Here is a 19,111-nt window from a genome sequence, read left to right on the forward strand (position 1 = left end):
AGCTTGTCTCCAGATGGGCGGAAGCAAGCCGGAAAGCCGACAGGCGCGCTGTCGGATTCTTTAGCGACTTTCAGCGGGGCAGCAGCAATTCCACCTGCGTGCCCTGGGGGTCGCGGACATAGAGAGAAAGGGTGGGCCCATGGCGGTTGTCGCCCACACGCTCCTCGATGATGTCCAGGCCGTGGGCCGCCAGATGGCCGCGCACCGCCGCCTCGTCACAGGGGGCCAGCGCGATGCACAGGTGGTCCAGGTTGCGGCCTGGCCCCGCCGGCGGCTGGGCCCAAGCCCCTTCCGGCACTGTCACGTCCACCAGGAACAGGTCGGCGTCGCCCACCCGCAGCCGCACCAGCGCATCCTCCGGCCATTCCGCCGTCACCGGACATCCCAGGACATCGCGGTAGAAGGCCACGCTGGCGGCGATGTCGGTGACGGGCAAGGCCAGGTGGTCGAAGCCGCGCGGGGTGAAGGGCGGAGTCATGGGTCGGGGCCCTGGGCAGGGGGAAAGCGCCTGCGCACTGTAGCGCCGGGGTGAGGGCTGCGGAACCCCATCCGCGAGTCGCACCCGCGCGCGCGAACCATAGAGATACGCGGCGTGCCGGTTTCATTGTTCACATGCGCGATTGGTGCTAGAAAAGCCCCCGATCCCCATCGCCCGGGGGCGGCTGAGCATCCGCCCCTAAGGCTTGGTTTTCCTTGCTTTTGGATTCTGGTTTGGTCACGACTCCGACGCCCCCCGCGGCCCCTCCCGCCAGCGACATCACCCCCATCGCCATCGAAGAGGAGATGCGCAGCAGCTATCTCGATTACGCCATGAGTGTGATCGTGAGCCGCGCGCTTCCCGACGTGCGGGACGGCCTGAAGCCGGTGCACCGCCGCATCCTCTACGCGATGAAGGAAAGCGGCTACGACAGCACCAAGCCGTACCGCAAATCGGCCAAGGCGGTCGGCGACGTCATGGGTAACTATCACCCCCATGGCGACAGCTCGATCTACGAGGCCATGGTCCGCATGGCGCAGGATTTCTCCATGCGCCTGCCGCTGATCGACGGCCAGGGCAACTTCGGCTCCATGGACGGCGACCGCGCGGCGGCCATGCGTTACACCGAAGCCCGCCTGGCCAAGTCGGCCGAGGCGATGCTGGACGACATCGATAAGGACACGATCGACTGGCAGAAGAACTACGACGAGTCGAAGGATGAACCGACCGTCCTGCCGTCGCGCTTCCCCAACCTGCTGGTCAACGGCGCCGGCGGCATCGCCGTGGGCATGGCCACCAACATCCCGCCCCATAACCTGGGTGAGGTGATCGACGCCTGCTGCGCCTATGTCGACAACCCGGACATCACCATTCCCGAGCTGATGGAGATCGTCCCCGGTCCGGACTTCCCCACCGGCGCCCTGATCCTGGGCCGTGCGGGCATCCGCTCCGCGTTCGAGACGGGGCGCGGCTCCGTCGTCATGCGCGCCAAGAGCGAGATCGAGGAGATCCGCAAGGACCGCTGGGCCATCGTCTTCACCGAGATCCCCTACCAGGTGAACAAGGCCAAGCTGATCGAGCGCATCGCCGAGGTGGTGCAGGAAAAGCTGGTCGAGGGCATCTCCGACGTCCGTGACGAGTCCGACCGCGACGGCGTGCGCGTGGTGGTGGAACTGAAGCGCGACGCCGTGGCCGACGTGGTGATGAACCAGCTGTTCCGCCACACGCCGCTGCAGACCTCCTTCGGCGTCAACACCCTGGCCCTGAACGGCGGCCGGCCGGAGCTGATGAACCTGAAGGACATCATCGCGGCCTTCGTGAAGTTCCGCGAGCAGGTCATCACCCGCCGCACCGAGTTCGAGCTGGGCAAGGCCCGCGAGCGCGCCCACACCTTGGTGGGCTTGGGCGTGGCCGTGGCCAACCTGGACGAGATGATCGCTCTGATCCGCCGCGCGCCCGATCCGCAGTCGGCGCGCGAGGAGATGGTGGCCCGCGAATGGCCGGCCCTCGACGTGGCGCCGCTGATCACCCTGATCGACGAGCCGGGCCGCGGCCTGTCGGAGGCCGGGACCTACCGCCTGTCGGAAGCCCAGGCCAAGGCCATCCTGGAACTGCGCCTGCACCGCCTGACCGGGCTGGAGCGTGACAAGATCGGCGCCGACCTGACGGCGGTGGTGGAGCAGATCCGCCACTTCTTGGAAATCCTGTCTTCCCGCCCGCTGCTGCTGGACATCCTGCGCAACGAACTGGTGGAGGTGAAGGCGCGCTTCGACACGCCACGCCGCACCAAGATCGAGGACCTGGAGTTCGAGGCGGACATCGAGGACCTGATCCAGCGCGAGGACATGGTCGTCATCGTCACGCAGGGCGGCTACATCAAGCGCGTGCCGGTTTCGACATACCGGGCGCAGGCACGCGGCGGCAAGGGCCGCAGCGGCATGCAGCTGAAGGCGGAGGATACGGTCAGCGACCTGTTCGTGGCCAACACCCACACGCCCATGCTGCTCTTCACCAACCGCGGCATGGTCTACAAGCTGAAGGTCTGGCGCCTGCCGCTGGGCCAGCCGCAGACCCGGGGCAAGGCCCTGGTGAACCTGCTGCCGCTGGAGGAGGGCGAGGTCATCACCACCGTGATGCCCATGCCCGAGGATGAGGCCAGCTGGGGTGACCTGAACGTGCTGTTCGTCACCAGCCACGGCAACGTCCGCCGCAACAAGCTGTCCGACTTCACCAACATCCGCGCCAATGGCCTGATCGCCATGAAGCTGGAGGAAGAGGGTGAGCTGCTGATCGCCGCGCGCACCTGTGGCGAGGCGGACGACGTGCTGCTGGCCACGCGCCTGGGCCGCTGCATCCGTTTCCCGGTGGTGGACGTCCGCGTCTTCGCCGGCCGCACCTCCACCGGCGTGCGCGGCATCCGCCTGGCCGAGGGGGACGAGGTCATCGGCCTGTCCATCCTGCACCACACCGAGTACACGGCGGAGGATCGCGCCGCCTACCTGAAGCAGGCCAGCGCCGAGCGCCGCCAGCAGGGTGAGGAGGTCGAGGAGGCCGCCGACGTGGACCCCGAGGTCACCGGCGATGTCGGTACCCTGTCGCCTGAGCTCTATGCCGAGATGAAGGCGCGCGAGGAATTCCTGCTGACGGTATCGGTCCAGGGCTTCGGCAAGCGCACCTCGGCCTATGAGTACCGCCTCACCGGACGTGGCGGCCAGGGCATCTGGAACATGGACATGGGGGCCCGCAACAAGGCCATCGCCGCCGTGTTCCCCATCGCCGAAACCGACCAGGTGATGATGGTCAGCAACGGTGGCCAAGTCATCCGTATGCCGGTGCACGACGTGCGCATCACCGCGCGCAAGAGCAAGGGCGTGACCCTGTTCCGCCTGTCGGCGGACGAGGGCGTGGTCTCGGTGGCGCGGCTGGCGGACGACGGTACCGAGGACGGCGGGGCGGACGACGCCGTGCCGGCTGAAACCGGCCCGGTCGCGGGTCCGGCCCCTGATGGTTCAAACGAGGGAACCGGCGGCTGAGGAACAGGGGTTCGAATCCCACCGGGATTCGAACCTCGCCTTGGCAAAGCCGGCGGAGGGAGCTGACACGATGGGTGGATGGGATCAGCGGGGGCGAGGATGAGCGAGCGTCGCATCGGGGTTTATCCCGGCACCTTCGACCCCATCACCAATGGGCATTTCGATATCATCCAGCGCGCGGCCAAGCTGGTCGACCACCTGATCATCGGGGTGGCCAGCAACGCCGGCAAGGGGCCGCTGTTCTCCACGGCGGAGCGCGTGGCCCTGGTGCAGGATGAATTGGGGCCGCTGGCCGCCAAGGGCATCTCGGTCGAGGTACGGCCCTTCGACACCCTGCTGATGAATTTCGCCGTGGGCTGCCAGGCCCAGGTGATCATCCGCGGACTGCGCGCCGTCTCGGACTTCGAATACGAATTCCAGATGGCCGGCATGAACGCGCGCCTCAACCCGCAAGTTGAGACCGTGTTCCTGATGGCGTCGGATCGACACCAGTTCATCTCCTCCCGCTTCGTGAAGGAGATCGGACGGCTGGGTGGCGATATCGCCCACTTCGTCAGCCCGCGCGTGGCCAATCGCCTGACGGAGCGCTTCGCCCAGGACGCCCGGCAAGGACTGGGTGGGGGTGTCGAGCCCGCCACCGGCGGCGCCGGCGAATAAGCCCGATTACATTTGCGGGCAGGGGCCCTATGCACCGTTGATGTGCCGGACCCCGCCGCTTTCCATTGACCGCGCCCATACCCGTCATTATGGTGCGCGCCACACCGGGACAGGCCCCAGGGCCCGTCTTCGTTCGCGGAAAACCCAAGCGTTTTCCCTGCGGTCGATCCCGTAGCTCAGCCGGTAGAGCACGTGACTTTTAATCATGGGGTCGTGGGTTCGAATCCCACCGGGATCACCAATTTTCAATGACTTGGCCAAGTTTTGGACAAGCGGGCTTAAGTCTGCATTGTGCTGGGCTATTGGCGCCACGCGTTGGCAGCCGCACGATGTATCGGCCAAACAGATGAATCCATATTGAATAAAGCGCCTTGTCCGGCGGCAATATTTCCGCTGATTTTCTCCTCATCAAAATAAAAAGCGACCATCTGTATGGTCGTTAAATGAGGAGGGAATGCTCTGTGAAGAACTGGGCAGCGTGTGCGGCATTTCTGTACGCGATTTCGTTTGCAAATGTGGATTTGGCGTGGGCTACCGAGAGCGGCGGCAACAGTTATCCGCCGGGTGCCAGCATCTACCTGGCCGGCGCGATGCCGCCGCCGGGTGAGTACATCCTGTTCCAGCCCAACTATTACACCGCCGATCGGATGAACGATGGCTTGGGCAACAAGCTGCCGCTGGATTTCAGCGTCGAATCCGTCTCGCAGACCTTTCGCGGCTTCGTGGTCACGCCCTACCGGCTATTCGGCGCCCAGGTGGCGTCCGAGGTGATCCTGCCCATCGTCGACCTGCATGCCGAGGTGGCGGGGCAGAAGACCAGCAAGCTGGGCTTCGGGGACGTCGGCATCACGCCATTGATGCTGGGCTGGCGCCTGGGCCCCAACCTGTCCCTGGTGTGGGGCACCGACATCTTCATGCCGGTGGGCCAATACAACGCCGCCGCCCTGGCCAACATTGGCCGCAACGTCTGGTCCTTCCAGCCCACGCTGGGCCTGGCCTATATCGATCCTCAGGGCTGGCAGGCGCAGGTTTCCCCGCGCCTGGCGTTCAATACCACCAACGATGCCACACGCTATCATTCCGGGTCGGACTTCGACCTGGATTTCGCCGTGGCCCGCAATGTCGATGGCTGGCGCTTCGGCGTGTCCGGCTATTTCTACGTCCAGTATGAGGATGACACCCAGGATGGGCTGAAGGTTGGTACCGACGGCTATCGCGGCAAGGCCTTCGCAGTGGGACCGGCCATCAGTCATGACATCGGGCCGCTGCAGGCGACCTTCACCTGGCAGCATGAGTTCGTGGCCGAACATCGTGCCCAGGGCGAAAACCTGTGGATGCAGTTGGGCCTGCGGCTCTGATCTCAGAACAGGGTTGCGGCGCCCTGCGGGGCCAGGAGGTCGGCATCGTCGTTGCGCACGTTGCCGACGCGCGGCCCCACCGCCCAGAAGCGGGTCTCGTTGGCGGGGTAGGGGCGCAGCAGATCCAGCAGGGCGGAGGCATCGGTATCCGTCTCGCCCAGCCAAGCGGGCCAGTGGTCGGGCGTCAGGATGACCGGCATGCGGTGGTGTATGTGGCCGATGGCGTCGTTGGCCGCCGTGGTCAGGATGGTGTAGGTCCGCACCCATTCCCCGCTGGCCGGATCCTTCCAGCCCTCCCACAACCCGGCGAAGGCGGCGGTATCCGCGTTGGCTGGGGCGATGGCATAGGCCTGCTTGGCACCGTTCTCCACCCGCCATTCATAGAAGGCGGTCACCGGCACCAGGCAGCGGCGGCGGGCGAAGGCCTGCCGGAATGTGGGTTTTTCCGTCACGCTTTCCGAGCGGGCGTTGATCATCTTGGCACCCCCCGCCATATCCGCCGCCCACGACGGCACCAGGCCCCAGCGCAGCATGTCCAGGCGCCGTTCCCCCGTCTGCGCGTTCCAGCGCACCACCGGCGCCGACTGCGTCGGCGCGATGTTGAAGCGGCCGGGGAAATTGGGCAGGGCGCCCAGGGTCTGGAACAGCGCTTCCATGGCCTGCGGCGGGGTGACGGCGGCATAACGACCGCACATGGTGGGGACGACTCCGGAACGTGGACGGGCGCTTGGCACCCGGGCGGCGGCATGATACCGCTGCCAAGGCCAAATACGCCACAGCTAGTATCCGGAGCCATAGCATGACCCAATCCCTAGCCTCCGCCGCTGCGGGCGTGCCCAAGGTCGGCATCGGAGTCCTGATCCGGCGTGAGGGTCGCATCCTGCTGGGCCGCCGGCGCAACAGCCATGGCGACGGCAGCTACTCCTGGTGCGGCGGCCACCTGGAATATGGCGAGACCTTCGAGGAATGCGCCATTCGCGAGGTGAGGGAGGAGTGCGGCCTGGTGGTGCGGCGCCTCCGCTTCCTCTGCCTGCACAACATCCTAGCCTACGACAAGCACTACGTGGACGTCCAGTTCATCGCCGAGGAGGTGGAACCGGGCGAACCGCAGGTGCTGGAACCGCACAAGATCGCGGATTGGGGCTGGTACGGCCTTGACGCTCTACCCCGGCCGCTGTTCCGCCCGGTGGAACTGGCCTTGGACGCCTGGGCCGCCCGGCGCAGCTACACGCCCCTGGCGGCGCCCTTGGCGCGCTAGGTCGTTTGGCGCGACCAATCTGTGACCCACGACCTATTTCCAAAGAACGTCTTTGGCGACGTCGCGTGCGCCATATAAAGTTTTTGTTACATTTTGTTGGCAGTTGCGAGTCGAGGTGGCGCGGGGTCGCCTGCCCGACATCGCCGGTATTTCCGGGGCAATAGGGGGAATAGCGCGCGTCCGGCCGTCATCGCGGCCGGCGACGCCCGAGACTTGCCCGATCGCCACAAGAGACGAGTAGGGCCAGGGAGGACGAACATACAAATGAACGGCTTCGACAGTGCCATCCAGGAATTCCTGACCACGCACGCCTTCACCTCGGATGTGGTGAACCACGCAATCCGTACCATCGCCGACTTCTCGATGTTCAAGGGCCTGTTCCCGGTGGCCATCCTTTGGTGGATCTGGTTCCGGGGCGGCCGGCGCGGGCTGTGGGAAAAGGAAATGGTGATCGCCACCTTCGTCAGCGGCTTGCTGGCCCTGGGCGTCGGGCGCCTGCTGGCTCACTTCCTGCCCTTCCGGGAGCGCCCCATCTACGACCCCGCCGTGCCCTTCCACTTTCCCTTGAGCGGCACCAGCGAAGCCATCCTGCGGACCTGGAGTTCATTTCCCAGCGATCACGCCATGCTGTGGATGGCGGTTTCCACCGGCATCTTCCTGGTTTGGCGCTGGATCGGTGTGCTGGCCATGGCCTACACCGCCATCTTCGTCTGCACGGTGCGGGTTTATCTGGGACTGCACTACCCTACGGACGTGCTGGGAGGCGCCATCATCGGCGTGCTGATCACCCTGGTCATGACCCGCGACGCCGTCCGACCGCTGTACACCACCCCTATCCTGCGGGTCATGATGCGCTTTCCCGCCCCCTGTTATACCCTGGCATTCCTGTTTTGTTTTGAGTTGGTAACCCAGTTCGACGAGATCCGCATGATCGGCCAGTCCGTGCACAAGGTGCTGGAGGCCCATCACGGCGACGCCGATCCGTCCCCGTATGCGGTGGGGCCCGTGGAAACCGCGGCCCGGCCCAACTGAGACGTCGGCGCTGCCGCGCGATCCCGTCACCGCGCCACTTTGGAGATAGCCCGCCCGTCACAATTCCATGGCCGTTTCGCAGCCTGTATAAATAACTTTCGTTGTAGATCAGTGCCCACAATTGTCCGGGAGACATGGACCGTGTCCGATCTTCATGACGATCGCGGGGGTGGTCCCACAGCAACGATAGGGAGCGCCTCCCCCAAGAACAGACCGGCACAGCCGTGCATTGCGGCTGACATCGCCCTGACACGGGCGGCGGAGATGCTTCTGGGCATCCGCGGCACCCGGGCGTACGCCGATGCCACCCCTGAGGAACGGCTGGAACTTGAATCCTACGTTCTTGAGCTGGTCGACGGACGCCCCCCGAACCACGCCGCGCGGGCGCATTTCGGTTCACCCTAGGGCAAGATCCCCAATCGCCCCGCTCATTACGCATCCGCAACGGCGCAGGCGCCGAACCATAAGACGCGCGCCGTGCAAGAACCTCGCGGGAAAGGCATTCCGCCCGGGCAATTGTATCGCGACGGCTTTGGCGGCACACTTCAGCCACGGCATGGCTTACGCTACCCTATTTTCGGGAAACCGTCGGCCCGCCTGACTTCGCAGGGGAGGGGTTAATGGCCTGGGGCGGTATCAGACGCGTGCTGTCCAATCTGGTTCGGCCCAGCAACCGCCGGACCTATGACCGCCTGTCCGTTGACAGCCAAGTGCAGTTGAGCTGCGGCGACGTCCTTGTATCTTGCCGCATCGCCGATGTTTCCGCCGGCGGTGCCTTTCTTGTTCCCGACCCTGACCTGCCCATCGGGACGGAGGGGGTGTTGCGCCTGCCGGGCGCGCCTGTGGCCGCCGCCGTCCGCATCGTGCGCCGCACCGAAAACGGCGTGGGTGTCGAGTTCCTGCGCGACGGCGTGGGCGCCATCGTCGCCGGTTGGGTTCGCGCCGTCAGCGGCACGGGTCCGGCGGCCCGGGATGATGCCGCGCACACGCCGACCTGAGGGGCCGTTGCCCCGACTAGGGGAATGATCGCCAGCGAAGCGGCCGCGGCGCCTACAGCCCGCAGAACAACTCGAATTCCTTGACGGGCAGGGGGCGGGCGAACAGATAGCCCTGGCCTTCTTCCACGCCCATGCCACGCAGCAGGCTGCGCTCCCCTTCCGTCTCCACGCCTTCCGCCACCACCTTCAGGCCCATGGCCTTGGCCATGGCGACAATGGCCTGGACGATATGGCGGGTGCCGCTGTCCTGTTCCATGTCCTGCACGAACTTGCGGTCAACCTTCAGGCAATCCAGCGGCAACTCGCGCAGGTAGGACAGCGAGGAATAGCCGGTGCCGAAATCATCCAGCGCCAGGGCCACGCCGCAATCGGCGATCCAGGCCATCTGGCGCAGCGCCCCCTCCAAATCCTCCGGCAGCACTGATTCGGTGATTTCCAGCTGCAGCAGGTGGGGCGGGATGCCCGTTTCCCGCAGCAACACGTCGATCAGCGCGGGCAGGTGGCCCCAGCGGAACTGACGTTCCGAGACGTTGACGGCAATCTGCAGCGGCTGGCGGCCGGCCTCGATCCAGGTCTGGATCTGCCGGCAGGCGGCGCGCAGGGCCCATTCACCGATGGGCACCATCAGGCCCGTCTCCTCGGCGATGGGAATGAATTCCATGGGATAGAGCAGGCCCCGGGTGGGATGGCGCCAGCGGATCAGCGCCTCCCCCCCGATAGGGGTGCCGTCGGCGATGGCCACCTTGGGCTGATAGTGCAGGACGAAGGCTTCATCCAGGATGGCCTGGCGCAGCTCCGTCTCCGTGATCAGCTGATGGCGCAGCCGCTCCCGCATCTGTTCGGTGTAGTGGAGGTAATGAGCGGAGCCGGACTTCGCCACCTCACCCTGGGCGATGGCCGCGTTCCGCAGCAGCGCCTGGCCGCTGGTGCCGTCGTCGGGCGACACCGCCACCCCGATCTTGGCCACCATGTACAGGAGCCGCCCCTCCACCAGGATGGGCTCCCCAATGCGGGCAGCCAGGGCGGAGGCGGTGAACAGCGCCTTGCTGGCATGGCTGAGGTTGGGCAGGAACAGGGCGAACTGCGCCCGCGCGATTCGGCAGACGGCATCACCGCTGCCGCACAGACCCAGGACCCGCTCGGCCATGACCGCCATGGATGCGTCCAGTGCCTGCTGGCCCAACAGTTTGTACAGCTCCGCCATGCGGGAGATCTCGATCACCAGCACCGCGCAGGGGCCGCTGTGGCTGGCCAAATGATCATCGATACGGCGGGTGAAGACGGAAATATCCTGCATGGCACCGGCACCGGGAGGTGCAGCGTCGGTTCTGGCGACGACGGTCAGGCAGGCATCGGTCACGATCAGGGCTAGGCCGGCTTGTTCTCGATTGAGTTTGACCTTAGACCATTTCCTGTCCCGACCGCATGAGGAAACTGCGCCGTCCATGCAATATTCGAAAAATACGATGGAATCTGACGGTATCCGGACGGGTCTGGCCTGAAGCACTGGCTACAGGGGTAGGCCGGTTACAGGAGTAGGCCTGCCCGGCCTAGGCTTTCCCGCTCAATGATTATGGGAGGCAAATGCCTTGAGTTTTGCCCTGTCCAAGATCTTCTGGACGCTGACGGCGCCCGGCAACCTATTGCTTTTGTTTTTGTTGACTGGCCTTTTTGCAACCGGGGGCTTCAGGGCGCGCCGGTCCCTGCTCTGCGCCCGGGCCGCAGCCGTGGGGTTGGCCATCATCGCCGTGCTGCCCGTCGGGGCGTGGAGCATGCGCACGCTGGAGCAGCGCTTTCCGGCGCCTGCGAGCCTGCCCGCCCATGTCGACGGCATCATCGTCCTGGGCGGGTCCGTCGACCAGGTGGCGACGGCCGAGACGGGCCAGCCCGAGGTGAACGCCGCGGCGGAGCGGCTGATGGTGATCCCCGACTTGGCCCGCCGCTATCCCGACGCGCGCATCATCTTCTCCGGCGGTTCCGGGGAACTGCGCGACCCCGATGAGAAGGAGGCGCCGGTGGCCCGCGCCGCCCTGGAGGAGATCGGCATGGACATCGGCCGCGTGACCTTCGAGGGGGAGTCGCGCAACACCTGGGAGAACGCGCTGTTCAGCCGTGACCTGATGCATCCGCAGCCCGGACAGACCTGGCTGCTGGTGACATCGGCCTTCCATATGCCGCGCTCGGTGGGCATCTTCCGCCATGTCGGCTGGCCGGTGGTGGCGTACCCGGTGGACATCCGGGCGCCCAAGACCCTGCTGTACCGGCCGGACTTCGATCTGCTGCGCGGGCTGGAACTGCTGTCGCAGTCGGTGCACGAATACATCGGACTGCTGGCCTACCGCCTGCTGGGCCGCACCGACAGCCTGTTCCCGGCGCCGGATGCCGCCACCAAAACGCCCTGATTTCATTTCTAGTTTTCGATCACCTTTCCCGCTTGCCTGAGGATTTCGCCTGTGACCCGCTTTCCCGCCAGCCGCCCCCTCCTGTCCCGCAGCGCCGGCATCGGCCTGCTGTCGGCGCTGTTGCTGACAGGGTGCGCCGGCGGGCCGCCGGCGGCAGCGAACGCCCAGCAGCCACCGGCACCCCCGCCCGCGCCGGCGCAACCCCAGGCCCCGGCGGCGCCCGCCCCCACCGTCATCACCCCGGAACAGCAGGCGGACTTCGCGCGCTGGCTGGACGGCGTGCGGCAGGAAGCGCAGGCCCAGGGCATCTCCAAGGCCACCCTGGACCTGGCGCTGGCCAATGTGCAGGAACTGCCGCGCGTCATCGACCTGGACCGCAAGCAGCCGGAAGGCACGGTCACCTTCGCCACCTACGCCGACCGCGTCCTGACCAAGGACCGCATCCAGCGCGGGCGGGACATGATGCGCCAGAACGCGGCCCTGCTGGCCCAGGTCAGCGCCAAATATCATGTGCAGCCGCAGTACATCGTCGCGCTGTGGGGGTTGGAGACCAATTATGGCCGCGTCACCGGAGGTTTCCGCATCATCGACGCCCTGGCCACCCTGGCCCATGACGGCCGCCGCCCGGCTTATTTCCGCAAAGAGCTGATCCAGGCCCTGCGCATCGTGGAGGAGGACAAGGTCGATCCCGCCACCATGAAGGGGTCATGGGCCGGCGCCATGGGCCAGGTGCAGTTCATGCCCAGCGCCTTTTTCAAGTTCGCGCAGGACTTCGACGGCTGCGGCCGGCGCGACATCTGGACCAAGACACCGGACGTGCTGGCCTCGGCCGCCAAATACCTGTCCACCGTAGGCTGGGACGCCGGCACCACCTGGGGACGGGAGGTGAAGCTGCCCGCGAAAGGTCTGGACGCGGCGGCCGCCGCCGGCCTGGACAAGAAGCGCACGCTGGCGGAATGGGCCAAGGCCGGGGTGCGGTCCCTGGACGGCAAGCCGCTGCCGGCCCGCGCGCTGTCGGCTTCGCTGGTCATTCCGGACGGGCCGGACGGCCGCGCCTTCCTGGTCTATGACAACTACCGCACCATCATGAACTGGAACCGATCCACCTATTTCGCGACCACCGTCGGTTTGCTGGCCGATCAACTTGGCGCGGCGCCGTGAGATGTTGTAGGGTGCAGCCACAATCCATAGCGGTGTGCGAGTAATGAGCCGGGCAAATCTGGTGAGGCGGACGGCGGCGGCCGCCGCCGCCAACGAATCGACGTGGCAGTTCCCCTGGAAAGCGTCCACCCTGGCCGGGGCGTCGCTGGCTGGGCTGCTGATGGCCGGCTGCGCCCACAAGCAGGAGGCGCCGGGCCCCACCGCCACCATCAAGACCCAGGCGCCATCGCCCGCCGGCGCGGGCCAGCCCACCTACAAGGTGGGCAACCCCTATCAGATCGGCGGCATATGGTACTATCCGCGTGCCGACTATGATTACGATCAGACCGGCATCGCCAGCTGGTACGGTCCGGGCTTCCACCAGGAGCGCACCGCCAACGGCGAAACCTTCGACCAGAACGAGCTGACGGCGGCCCACCAGACCCTGCCCATGCCCAGCCTGGTGCGGGTGACCAACCTGGACAACGGCCGTTCCATCGTCGTGCGCATCAACGACCGCGGCCCCTTCGCCGCCGGCCGCATCATCGACCTGTCCCGCCGCGCCGCCCAGCTGCTCGGCATGGAACAGCAGGGCACGGCCAAGGTGCGGGTGCAGATCCTGGCGGACGAAAGCCGCGCCATCGCGGCGGCGGCCATGCAGGCCGGCGGCAGCCAGGTGGCCTTGAATGCGCCGCCCAGCAGCACGGCACCCGTGCCCACCACCATGGCGGACGGCAGCCCGGTGCCCAAGGCCGCCCCGCGCCCCAGCGTGACCGTGCAGGGCCAGGCCTTGCCCCCGGCGCAAGGGCCGAATCCAGCCCCGGCGCGTCCCGTCCCGGCCCCCACCACCGTTCCCGGCACGACGGAACCGGACGGCCGATTCCTGCCGGCGCCGGTGGTGCAGCAGGTCGCAGTGGGCCCAGGGCCGAAGCGCATCTATGTGCAGGCCGGGTCCTTCACCCTGTTCGACAACGCCAACAAGCTGCGCGCCCGGCTGGCCAGCATCGGTCCGTCCTTCCTGGCGCCCAGTATGGTCAACGGCACGCAGTTCTTCCGCGTCCGCGTCGGCCCGCTGGACACGCCCGAACAGGCCGACCAGGTGCTGGACCAGGTGGTGGCCGCCGGCAACAACGGCGCCCGCGTGATCGTCGAGTAAGGCGCGGGTTAAGCTTGAAATATCGCCGCTGGCCGCCGCACCCTGTGCACCAGGGTCGCCGCCGGTTGGGACATTTTGGCCATAGGCCGTCTGGAGACTGGCATGGACGGCCATTCATGGGGCATCAGTGCCCCCGCATGCTTTAAGGCTTTTAGAGCTATCGGACACGCAGTCGGGATAGAAGAGACATGGAACTGAAGGTTTTGGCGAAGCGCGGCGCGGTTAAGGCCGCCCTGGTTATAGGGCTGCTGAGCGGTCTGTTGAGCAGCGTGGCGCACGCCGCCACCATCGATACCGAGGCGCGCCAGGCCATCCTGATGGATGCCGACACCGGCACCGTCCTGTTCGCCAAGAACGCCGACCAGCACATGCCGACGTCGTCGATGAGCAAGGTCATGACCATGTACATGGTCTTCGACCGGCTGAAGAACGGCAAGCTGTCGCTGGAGGACAGCCTGCCGGTCAGCCGCCGCGCCTGGGAACTGGGCGGGGCCAAGACCGAAGGCTCCACCATGTACCTGCCGCTAGGCGCCAACGTGAAGGTCGAGGATCTGATCCGCGGCGTGCTGGTGCAGTCCGGCAACGACGCCACCATCGTCCTGGCGGAAGGCCTGGGCGGCACGGAGGAAGCCTTCTGCCGCAACATGACCAAGCGCGCCCACGACATGGGCATGAAGGACAGCAACTTCACCAACGCCGCCGGCCTGCCGGACGCCAATCACTATTCCACGGCGCATGACCTGGCCATCCTGGCCATCCACACCATCCACGACTTCCCCGAGTACTATCATTATTTCTCGGAGTTGGAGTTCACCTACAACAAGATCAAGCAGGGCAACCGCAACCCGCTGCTGTACCGCAACATGGGCGTGGATGGCCTGAAGACCGGCCACACCGAGGCGGGCGGCTATGGCCTGATCGCCTCGGCCAAGCGCGGCGACCGTCGCCTGGTGCTGGTGATCAACGGCCTGACCAGCATGCAGAGCCGCGCGGATGAGCCCGCCCGCATCCTGGAATGGGGCTTCCACGAGTTCGACGACTACGCCCTGTTCAAGGCGGGCGAGACCGTGGACACCCTGCCGGTATCGCTGGGCACCGCCGACACCGTGCCCGTCGTCGTCCCCGACGCCCTGAAGATCACCCTGACGGCCGAGCAGCGCCGCGCCATGAAGGTGGCCGTGGTGACGCAACTGCCGCTGGCCGCCCCGGTGGCCAAGGGCGCCACCGTCGCCACCCTGAAGGTGACGGCGCCGGACCTGCAAACCCTGGAGATCCCGTTGCAGGCGGCCAACGACGTGCCGCGCCTGGGCCTGTTCGGCCGCATGGGCGCCGGCCTGCACCGCATGATCTTCGGCAGCTGAGGTGGCTGATGGCGACCGGCCGGTTCATCACCCTTGAGGGCGGGGAGGGGGCGGGCAAGTCCACCCAGATCCGCCTGCTGGCCCAGGCCCTGACGGACCGGGGGCTGGAGGTGGTGACCACCCGCGAGCCGGGCGGCGGTTCCGACGGCGCCGCCGGCATCCGTGCCCTGCTGGTGGCCGGCGACACGCCCTGGCAGCGCCTGACCGAGGCGCTGCTGCACAACGCCGCGCGGCACGAGAATGTCGAGGCGCTGGTGCGCCCGGCGCTGGCCCGAGGCGCCTGGGTGCTGTGCGACCGCTATGTCGACAGCACCATGGCCTATCAGGGCTATGCCATGGGCGTGGACCGGGGCGTCCTGGCCGACCTGCACCGCCTGTCCACCGGCGGCCTCATGCCCGACCTGACCCTGGTTCTGGACCTGCCGGTCGAGGCCGGTCTGGCGCGTGCTGGATCACGGCCCGGCGCCGAAGACCGGTACGAGCGCATGGGCATGGCCTTTCATGAACGCCTGCGCCAGGGCTTCCTGGACATCGCCGCCCACGATCCCGGCCGCTGCGCCGTGATCGACGCCACCGGCGACATCGCCACCATCCAGGCCCGGCTGCTGGGGGTGGTGGAGCGGCGCCTGGGCCCGCTGGGGAGGGCCGCCTGATGCCGGCGCCGGCGTTCGACCGGGAAAGCGTGCCGGCGCCCATCGCCACGCACGACCTGATGGGCCATGCGGCAGCGGAGCAGACCTTGCTAAAGGCTGCCACCGGCGGACGACTGCACCACGCCTGGCTGATCGGCGGACCGCCCGGCATCGGTAAGGCGACCTTGGCCTACCGCTTCGCCCGCTTCCTGCTGTCGGGCGGCGCTGAGCCGCAGGACGATGGCTTGTTCGGCGCCCCACCGCCGCCCACCAGCCTATACGTCTCGCCGGAGAACCCCATTGCCCGGCGCGTGGCCGCCGGCGCGCATGGCGATCTGCTGACCATCCAGCGCACCTGGGATGAGAAGCGCAAGCGCTTCAAGCGCGACCTGCCGGTGGAGGAGGTGCGGCGCATCGCCCCCTTCCTGCGGCTGACGGCGGCGGAGGGCGGCTGGCGCATCGTGGTCGTGGACGGCGCCGACCAGATGAACCCCAGCGGCCAGAACGCCATCCTGAAAATCCTGGAAGAGCCGCCGCCCCGCGCCCTGATCCTGCTGGTGGCGGATAACCCCGGCGCGCTGCTGCCCACCATCCGCTCACGCACCCGCACCCTGATGCTGGATCCCTTGCCCACCACCACGGTGCGCAGCCTGGTCAACCGCATGATGCCGGATCTGGAGATGGGCGACGCCGCCGCCCTGACCACCCTGTCGGACGGCAGCATCGGCCGGGGCCTGGATCTGGCCGCCGCCGGGGGCCTGGACCTCTACCGCGTGCTGCTGGGCGTGCTGGATACCCTGCCGCGCCTGGATCTGGCCGCCGCCCATGCCCTGGCCGACCAAGTGGCCCGCGCCGGCCAGGACACGGTGTGGGAGACGACGACCGACCTGCTGCTGTGGTGGCTGGCCCGCTTCAACCGGGCGCTGGCCCGCGACCAGGCGGCGGCCGAGATCGTGGAGGGCGAGGCGGCCTTGATGGAACGTCTGTCCTTCGCGGCGCGCCGGGATCGTGCGCTTGATCGCTGGATGGAGGTATGGGACAACGTCAACCGCCTGTTCGCCAAGGCGGAAGGCGCCAATCTCGATCGCAAGCAGGTGATGTTGAGCGCGCTGCGCACGATCGAGGCGGCGGCGTCCTGAACGCTGAAAAGCGGTCGCACAGACCTAAATAATAAACCGACAGCCTGTTAGCCGGAGAGTTGCCATGTCCGGGCGCCCGCCCTTCTACATCACCACGCCGATCTACTACGTGAACGACGTGCCGCACATCGGCCACGCCTACACGACGATCGCCTGCGACGTGATGGCCCGCTTCAAGCGCCTGGACGGTTATGACGTCAAGTTCCTGACCGGGACGGACGAGCATGGGCAGAAGGTGGAGAAGTCGGCCGAGAAGGCCGGCGTCGACCCGCAGGCCTTCACCGACCGCGTGTCGCAGAACTTCCGCGACCTGACCGGCCTGCTGAACATCTCCAACGACGATTTCATCCGCACGACCGAACCGCGGCACATCACGTCGGTGCAGGCGCTGTGGCAGAAGCTGGTGGAGAGCGGCGACATCTACCTCGGCTCTTACGCTGGCTGGTACTCCGTCCGCGATGAGGCCTATTACGGTGAGGATGAGTTGCGCACCGAGGCCGACGGCCGCAAGTTCGCGCCCACGGGCGCCGAGTGCGAATGGGTGGAGGAACCCAGCTACTTCTTCCGCCTCAGCGCCTGGACCGACCGCCTCATCGCCTTTTACGAGGCCAACCCAGACTTCATCCTGCCGGCCGGCAAGCGCAATGAGGTCATGAGCTTCGTGAAGGGCGGCCTGAAGGATTTGTCGGTCAGCCGCACCACCTTCGACTGGGGCATTCCGGTCCCGGGCGATGAGAAGCACATCATGTATGTCTGGCTGGACGCCCTGGCCAACTACACCACCGCCATCGGCTATCCCGAGACGGGGGAGGGCACGCCGTACGCCCGCTACTGGCCCGCCCTGCATGTGGTGGGCAAGGACATCCTGCGCTTCCACGCCGTCTATTGGCCGGCCTTCCTGATGTCCGCCGGCCTGCAGCCGCCGCGCCGCGTGTTCGCCCACGGCTGGTGGACGGTGGAGGGCGAGAAAATGTCCAAGTCGCTGGGCAACGTGGTGGCGCCGTCCGAGCTTCTGGAAAAATACGGCCTGGACCAGACCCGCTATTTCCTGATGCGCGAGATCCCCTTCGGCAACGACGGCGACTTCTCCCGCCGCGCCATGGTCACCCGCATCAACAGCGAACTGGCCAACGGCTACGGCAACCTGGCGCAACGGTTCCTGTCCATCATCCAGAAGAACTGCGGCGCCGTGGTGCCCACGCCCGGTGCGTTCACCGAGGCGGACAACGCCCTGCTGTCCGCCGCGCGCGGCCTGCTGCCCACCATGCGGGCGGAGCTGGACGTGCAGGCCTTCCATAAGGCGCTGGACGCCCTGTGGGTGGTGGTGGGCGACGCCAACCGCTACATCGACGAACAGGCCCCCTGGGCGCTGAAGAAGACGGATCCGGCGCGCATGGCCACGGTGCTGTACGTGTTGGCGGAGGCCGTGCGCCACGTTGCCATCCTGACCCAGCCCTTCATGCCCGGTTCCATGGCCAAGGTGCTGGACCTGCTGGCCGTGCCGGCGGACGCCCGTGACTTCGCCCACCTGGACCAGGCGCTGGTGCCCGGCACGCCGCTGCCGCCGCCGCAGGGCGTGTTCCCCCGCCACGTCGAGGAGCCGGAGGGGGCCGCCTGATGCCGGACGGTCTGATTCAGAAGCCCTTCCTGATCGACAGCCACTGTCACCTGGACTTCCCCGACTTCGCCGACCAGCGCGATGCGGTGGTGGAGCGGGCGCGGGCGGCCGGGGTCGGAGCCATGCTGACCATCTGCACCCACCTCAGCCGTTTTCCCCAGGTGCATGCGGTGGCGCAGGCCTATCCCGATGTCTGGTGCACGGTGGGCGTCCATCCCCACCAGGCGCTTGAGGAGCAGGAGCTCTGTTCCGTCGACAAGCTGCGTGAACTGGCCACCCTGCCGAAGGTGGTGGGGCTGGGCGAGACCGGCCTGGACTACTACTACAACAAGAGCCCGCAGGCGGTGCAGGAGGCCAGCTTCCGCGCCCACCTGACCGTGGCGCGCGAAACCGGCCTGCCGGTCATCATCCACACCCGCGACGCGGATGAGGACATGATCCGCATCCTGCGGGAGGAGGGCGGGGCCGAAGGCAAGCTGCGCGGCCTCCTGCACTGCTTCAGCTCCAGCCCCGAATTGGGCCGCCAGGCGCTGGAGATGGGCCTGCACATCTCCTTCAGCGGCATCGTCACCTTCAAGAAGTCGGACGAACTGCGGGAATTCGCCAAGGAAGTTCCGCTGGACCGCATGCTGGTGGAAACCGACGCGCCCTTCCTGGCGCCGGTGCCCATGCGCGGCAAGACCAACGAACCGTCGTTCGTGGCCCACACCGCCCGCCTGCTGGCGGAGGTGAAGGGTATGGATCCGGCGGACCTGGCCCGCGCCACCACCACTACCATGCTGACGCTGTTCGACCGCATTCCCCCCGCCGAGTGCGGCACCCTGGTCGCGGGGTTCCCGGCGTGAGGAAC

Annotated in this window: 17 protein-coding genes and 1 tRNA gene; 15 read left to right on the forward strand and 3 right to left on the reverse strand. The window is 67.0% G+C overall.

Features of this window, described 5'->3' with window-relative positions; genetic code table 11:
* Positions 1-70: 70 nt before the first annotated feature.
* Positions 71-478, reverse strand: a complete 408-nt coding sequence (locus FBZ88_RS00075; RefSeq protein WP_145614859.1) for a VOC family protein — start codon at positions 476-478, stop codon at positions 71-73.
* 233 nt (positions 479-711) lie between these two features.
* Between FBZ88_RS00075 and gyrA the strand changes: the two genes are divergently transcribed.
* The 4 genes from gyrA (at position 712) to FBZ88_RS00095 (ending at position 5,525) form a co-directional block, all read left to right on the forward strand.
* Entirely contained in the window at positions 712-3,510 is a 2,799-nt protein-coding gene (gene gyrA, locus FBZ88_RS00080; protein WP_145614860.1) for a DNA gyrase subunit A, read from the forward strand.
* Positions 3,511-3,609: 99 nt separating this feature from the next.
* Positions 3,610-4,167, forward strand: a complete 558-nt coding sequence (gene coaD / locus FBZ88_RS00085; RefSeq protein WP_145614861.1) for a pantetheine-phosphate adenylyltransferase — start codon at positions 3,610-3,612, stop codon at positions 4,165-4,167.
* 165 nt (positions 4,168-4,332) lie between these two features.
* A tRNA-Lys gene (locus FBZ88_RS00090) sits at positions 4,333-4,408 on the forward strand.
* Between the two features lie 280 nt (positions 4,409-4,688).
* Positions 4,689-5,525 (forward strand): SphA family protein, encoded by an 837-nt coding sequence (locus FBZ88_RS00095; RefSeq protein WP_186464118.1) that lies wholly within the window; start codon positions 4,689-4,691, stop codon positions 5,523-5,525.
* Between the two features lie 2 nt (positions 5,526-5,527).
* On the opposite strand, the gene FBZ88_RS00100 is transcribed toward FBZ88_RS00095, so the two are convergent.
* Positions 5,528-6,220 (reverse strand): SOS response-associated peptidase, encoded by a 693-nt coding sequence (locus tag FBZ88_RS00100; RefSeq protein WP_145614863.1) that lies wholly within the window; start codon positions 6,218-6,220, stop codon positions 5,528-5,530.
* Between the two features lie 104 nt (positions 6,221-6,324).
* Here FBZ88_RS00100 and FBZ88_RS00105 point away from each other — a divergent pair, with 104 nt between their 5' ends.
* The 3 genes from FBZ88_RS00105 to FBZ88_RS00115 all read left to right on the forward strand — a co-directional run bounded on the left by FBZ88_RS00105 (position 6,325) and on the right by FBZ88_RS00115 (position 8,813).
* Positions 6,325-6,783 carry a nucleotide triphosphate diphosphatase NUDT15 gene (locus FBZ88_RS00105; protein ID WP_145614864.1) on the forward strand — a complete coding sequence of 153 codons (459 nt, stop codon included), beginning with the start codon at positions 6,325-6,327 and terminating at the stop codon, positions 6,781-6,783.
* Positions 6,784-7,047: 264 nt separating this feature from the next.
* Positions 7,048-7,815, forward strand: coding sequence for a phosphatase PAP2 family protein (locus tag FBZ88_RS00110; RefSeq protein ID WP_145614865.1), 768 nt, complete (start codon positions 7,048-7,050; stop codon positions 7,813-7,815).
* A 620-nt stretch (positions 7,816-8,435) separates the two neighbouring features.
* Positions 8,436-8,813 (forward strand): PilZ domain-containing protein, encoded by a 378-nt coding sequence (locus FBZ88_RS00115; protein WP_145614866.1) that lies wholly within the window; start codon positions 8,436-8,438, stop codon positions 8,811-8,813.
* Positions 8,814-8,865: 52 nt separating this feature from the next.
* On the opposite strand, the gene FBZ88_RS00120 is transcribed toward FBZ88_RS00115, so the two are convergent.
* Positions 8,866-10,110, reverse strand: coding sequence for a putative bifunctional diguanylate cyclase/phosphodiesterase (locus FBZ88_RS00120; protein ID WP_186464119.1), 1,245 nt, complete (start codon positions 10,108-10,110; stop codon positions 8,866-8,868).
* Between the two features lie 430 nt (positions 10,111-10,540).
* On the opposite strand from FBZ88_RS00120, the gene FBZ88_RS00125 reads away from it, so the two are divergent.
* The 8 genes from FBZ88_RS00125 (at position 10,541) to FBZ88_RS00160 (ending at position 19,106) form a co-directional block, all read left to right on the forward strand.
* A complete protein-coding gene (locus tag FBZ88_RS00125) occupies positions 10,541-11,215 on the forward strand; it encodes a YdcF family protein (RefSeq protein ID WP_246138420.1) in 675 nt (224 codons plus the stop codon).
* 51 nt (positions 11,216-11,266) lie between these two features.
* The gene (locus FBZ88_RS00130) at positions 11,267-12,376 is read left to right on the forward strand and encodes a lytic murein transglycosylase (RefSeq protein WP_246138421.1); all 1,110 of its coding nucleotides are present in this window, start codon (positions 11,267-11,269) and stop codon (positions 12,374-12,376) included.
* A gap of 43 nt (positions 12,377-12,419) precedes the next feature.
* Positions 12,420-13,511, forward strand: coding sequence for a septal ring lytic transglycosylase RlpA family protein (locus FBZ88_RS00135; RefSeq protein ID WP_246138422.1), 1,092 nt, complete (start codon positions 12,420-12,422; stop codon positions 13,509-13,511).
* A gap of 188 nt (positions 13,512-13,699) precedes the next feature.
* Positions 13,700-14,872, forward strand: coding sequence for a D-alanyl-D-alanine carboxypeptidase family protein (locus FBZ88_RS00140; RefSeq protein ID WP_145614869.1), 1,173 nt, complete (start codon positions 13,700-13,702; stop codon positions 14,870-14,872).
* A gap of 8 nt (positions 14,873-14,880) precedes the next feature.
* Entirely contained in the window at positions 14,881-15,525 is a 645-nt protein-coding gene (tmk, locus tag FBZ88_RS00145; RefSeq protein ID WP_145614870.1) for a dTMP kinase, read from the forward strand.
* Positions 15,525-16,643, forward strand: a complete 1,119-nt coding sequence (locus FBZ88_RS00150; protein ID WP_145614871.1) for a DNA polymerase III subunit delta' — start codon at positions 15,525-15,527, stop codon at positions 16,641-16,643. The genes tmk and FBZ88_RS00150 overlap by 1 nt, the downstream gene beginning before the upstream one ends.
* Positions 16,644-16,707: 64 nt before the next feature.
* The gene (metG, locus tag FBZ88_RS00155) at positions 16,708-18,261 is read left to right on the forward strand and encodes a methionine--tRNA ligase (RefSeq protein ID WP_145614872.1); all 1,554 of its coding nucleotides are present in this window, start codon (positions 16,708-16,710) and stop codon (positions 18,259-18,261) included.
* The gene (locus tag FBZ88_RS00160) at positions 18,261-19,106 is read left to right on the forward strand and encodes a TatD family hydrolase (protein ID WP_145614873.1); all 846 of its coding nucleotides are present in this window, start codon (positions 18,261-18,263) and stop codon (positions 19,104-19,106) included. Before metG ends, FBZ88_RS00160 begins: the two co-directional genes overlap by 1 nt.
* Positions 19,107-19,111 lie beyond the last annotated feature (5 nt).

The sequence above is a fragment of the Nitrospirillum bahiense genome (assembly GCF_007828025.1).
Taxonomy (GTDB): domain Bacteria; phylum Pseudomonadota; class Alphaproteobacteria; order Azospirillales; family Azospirillaceae; genus Nitrospirillum; species Nitrospirillum amazonense.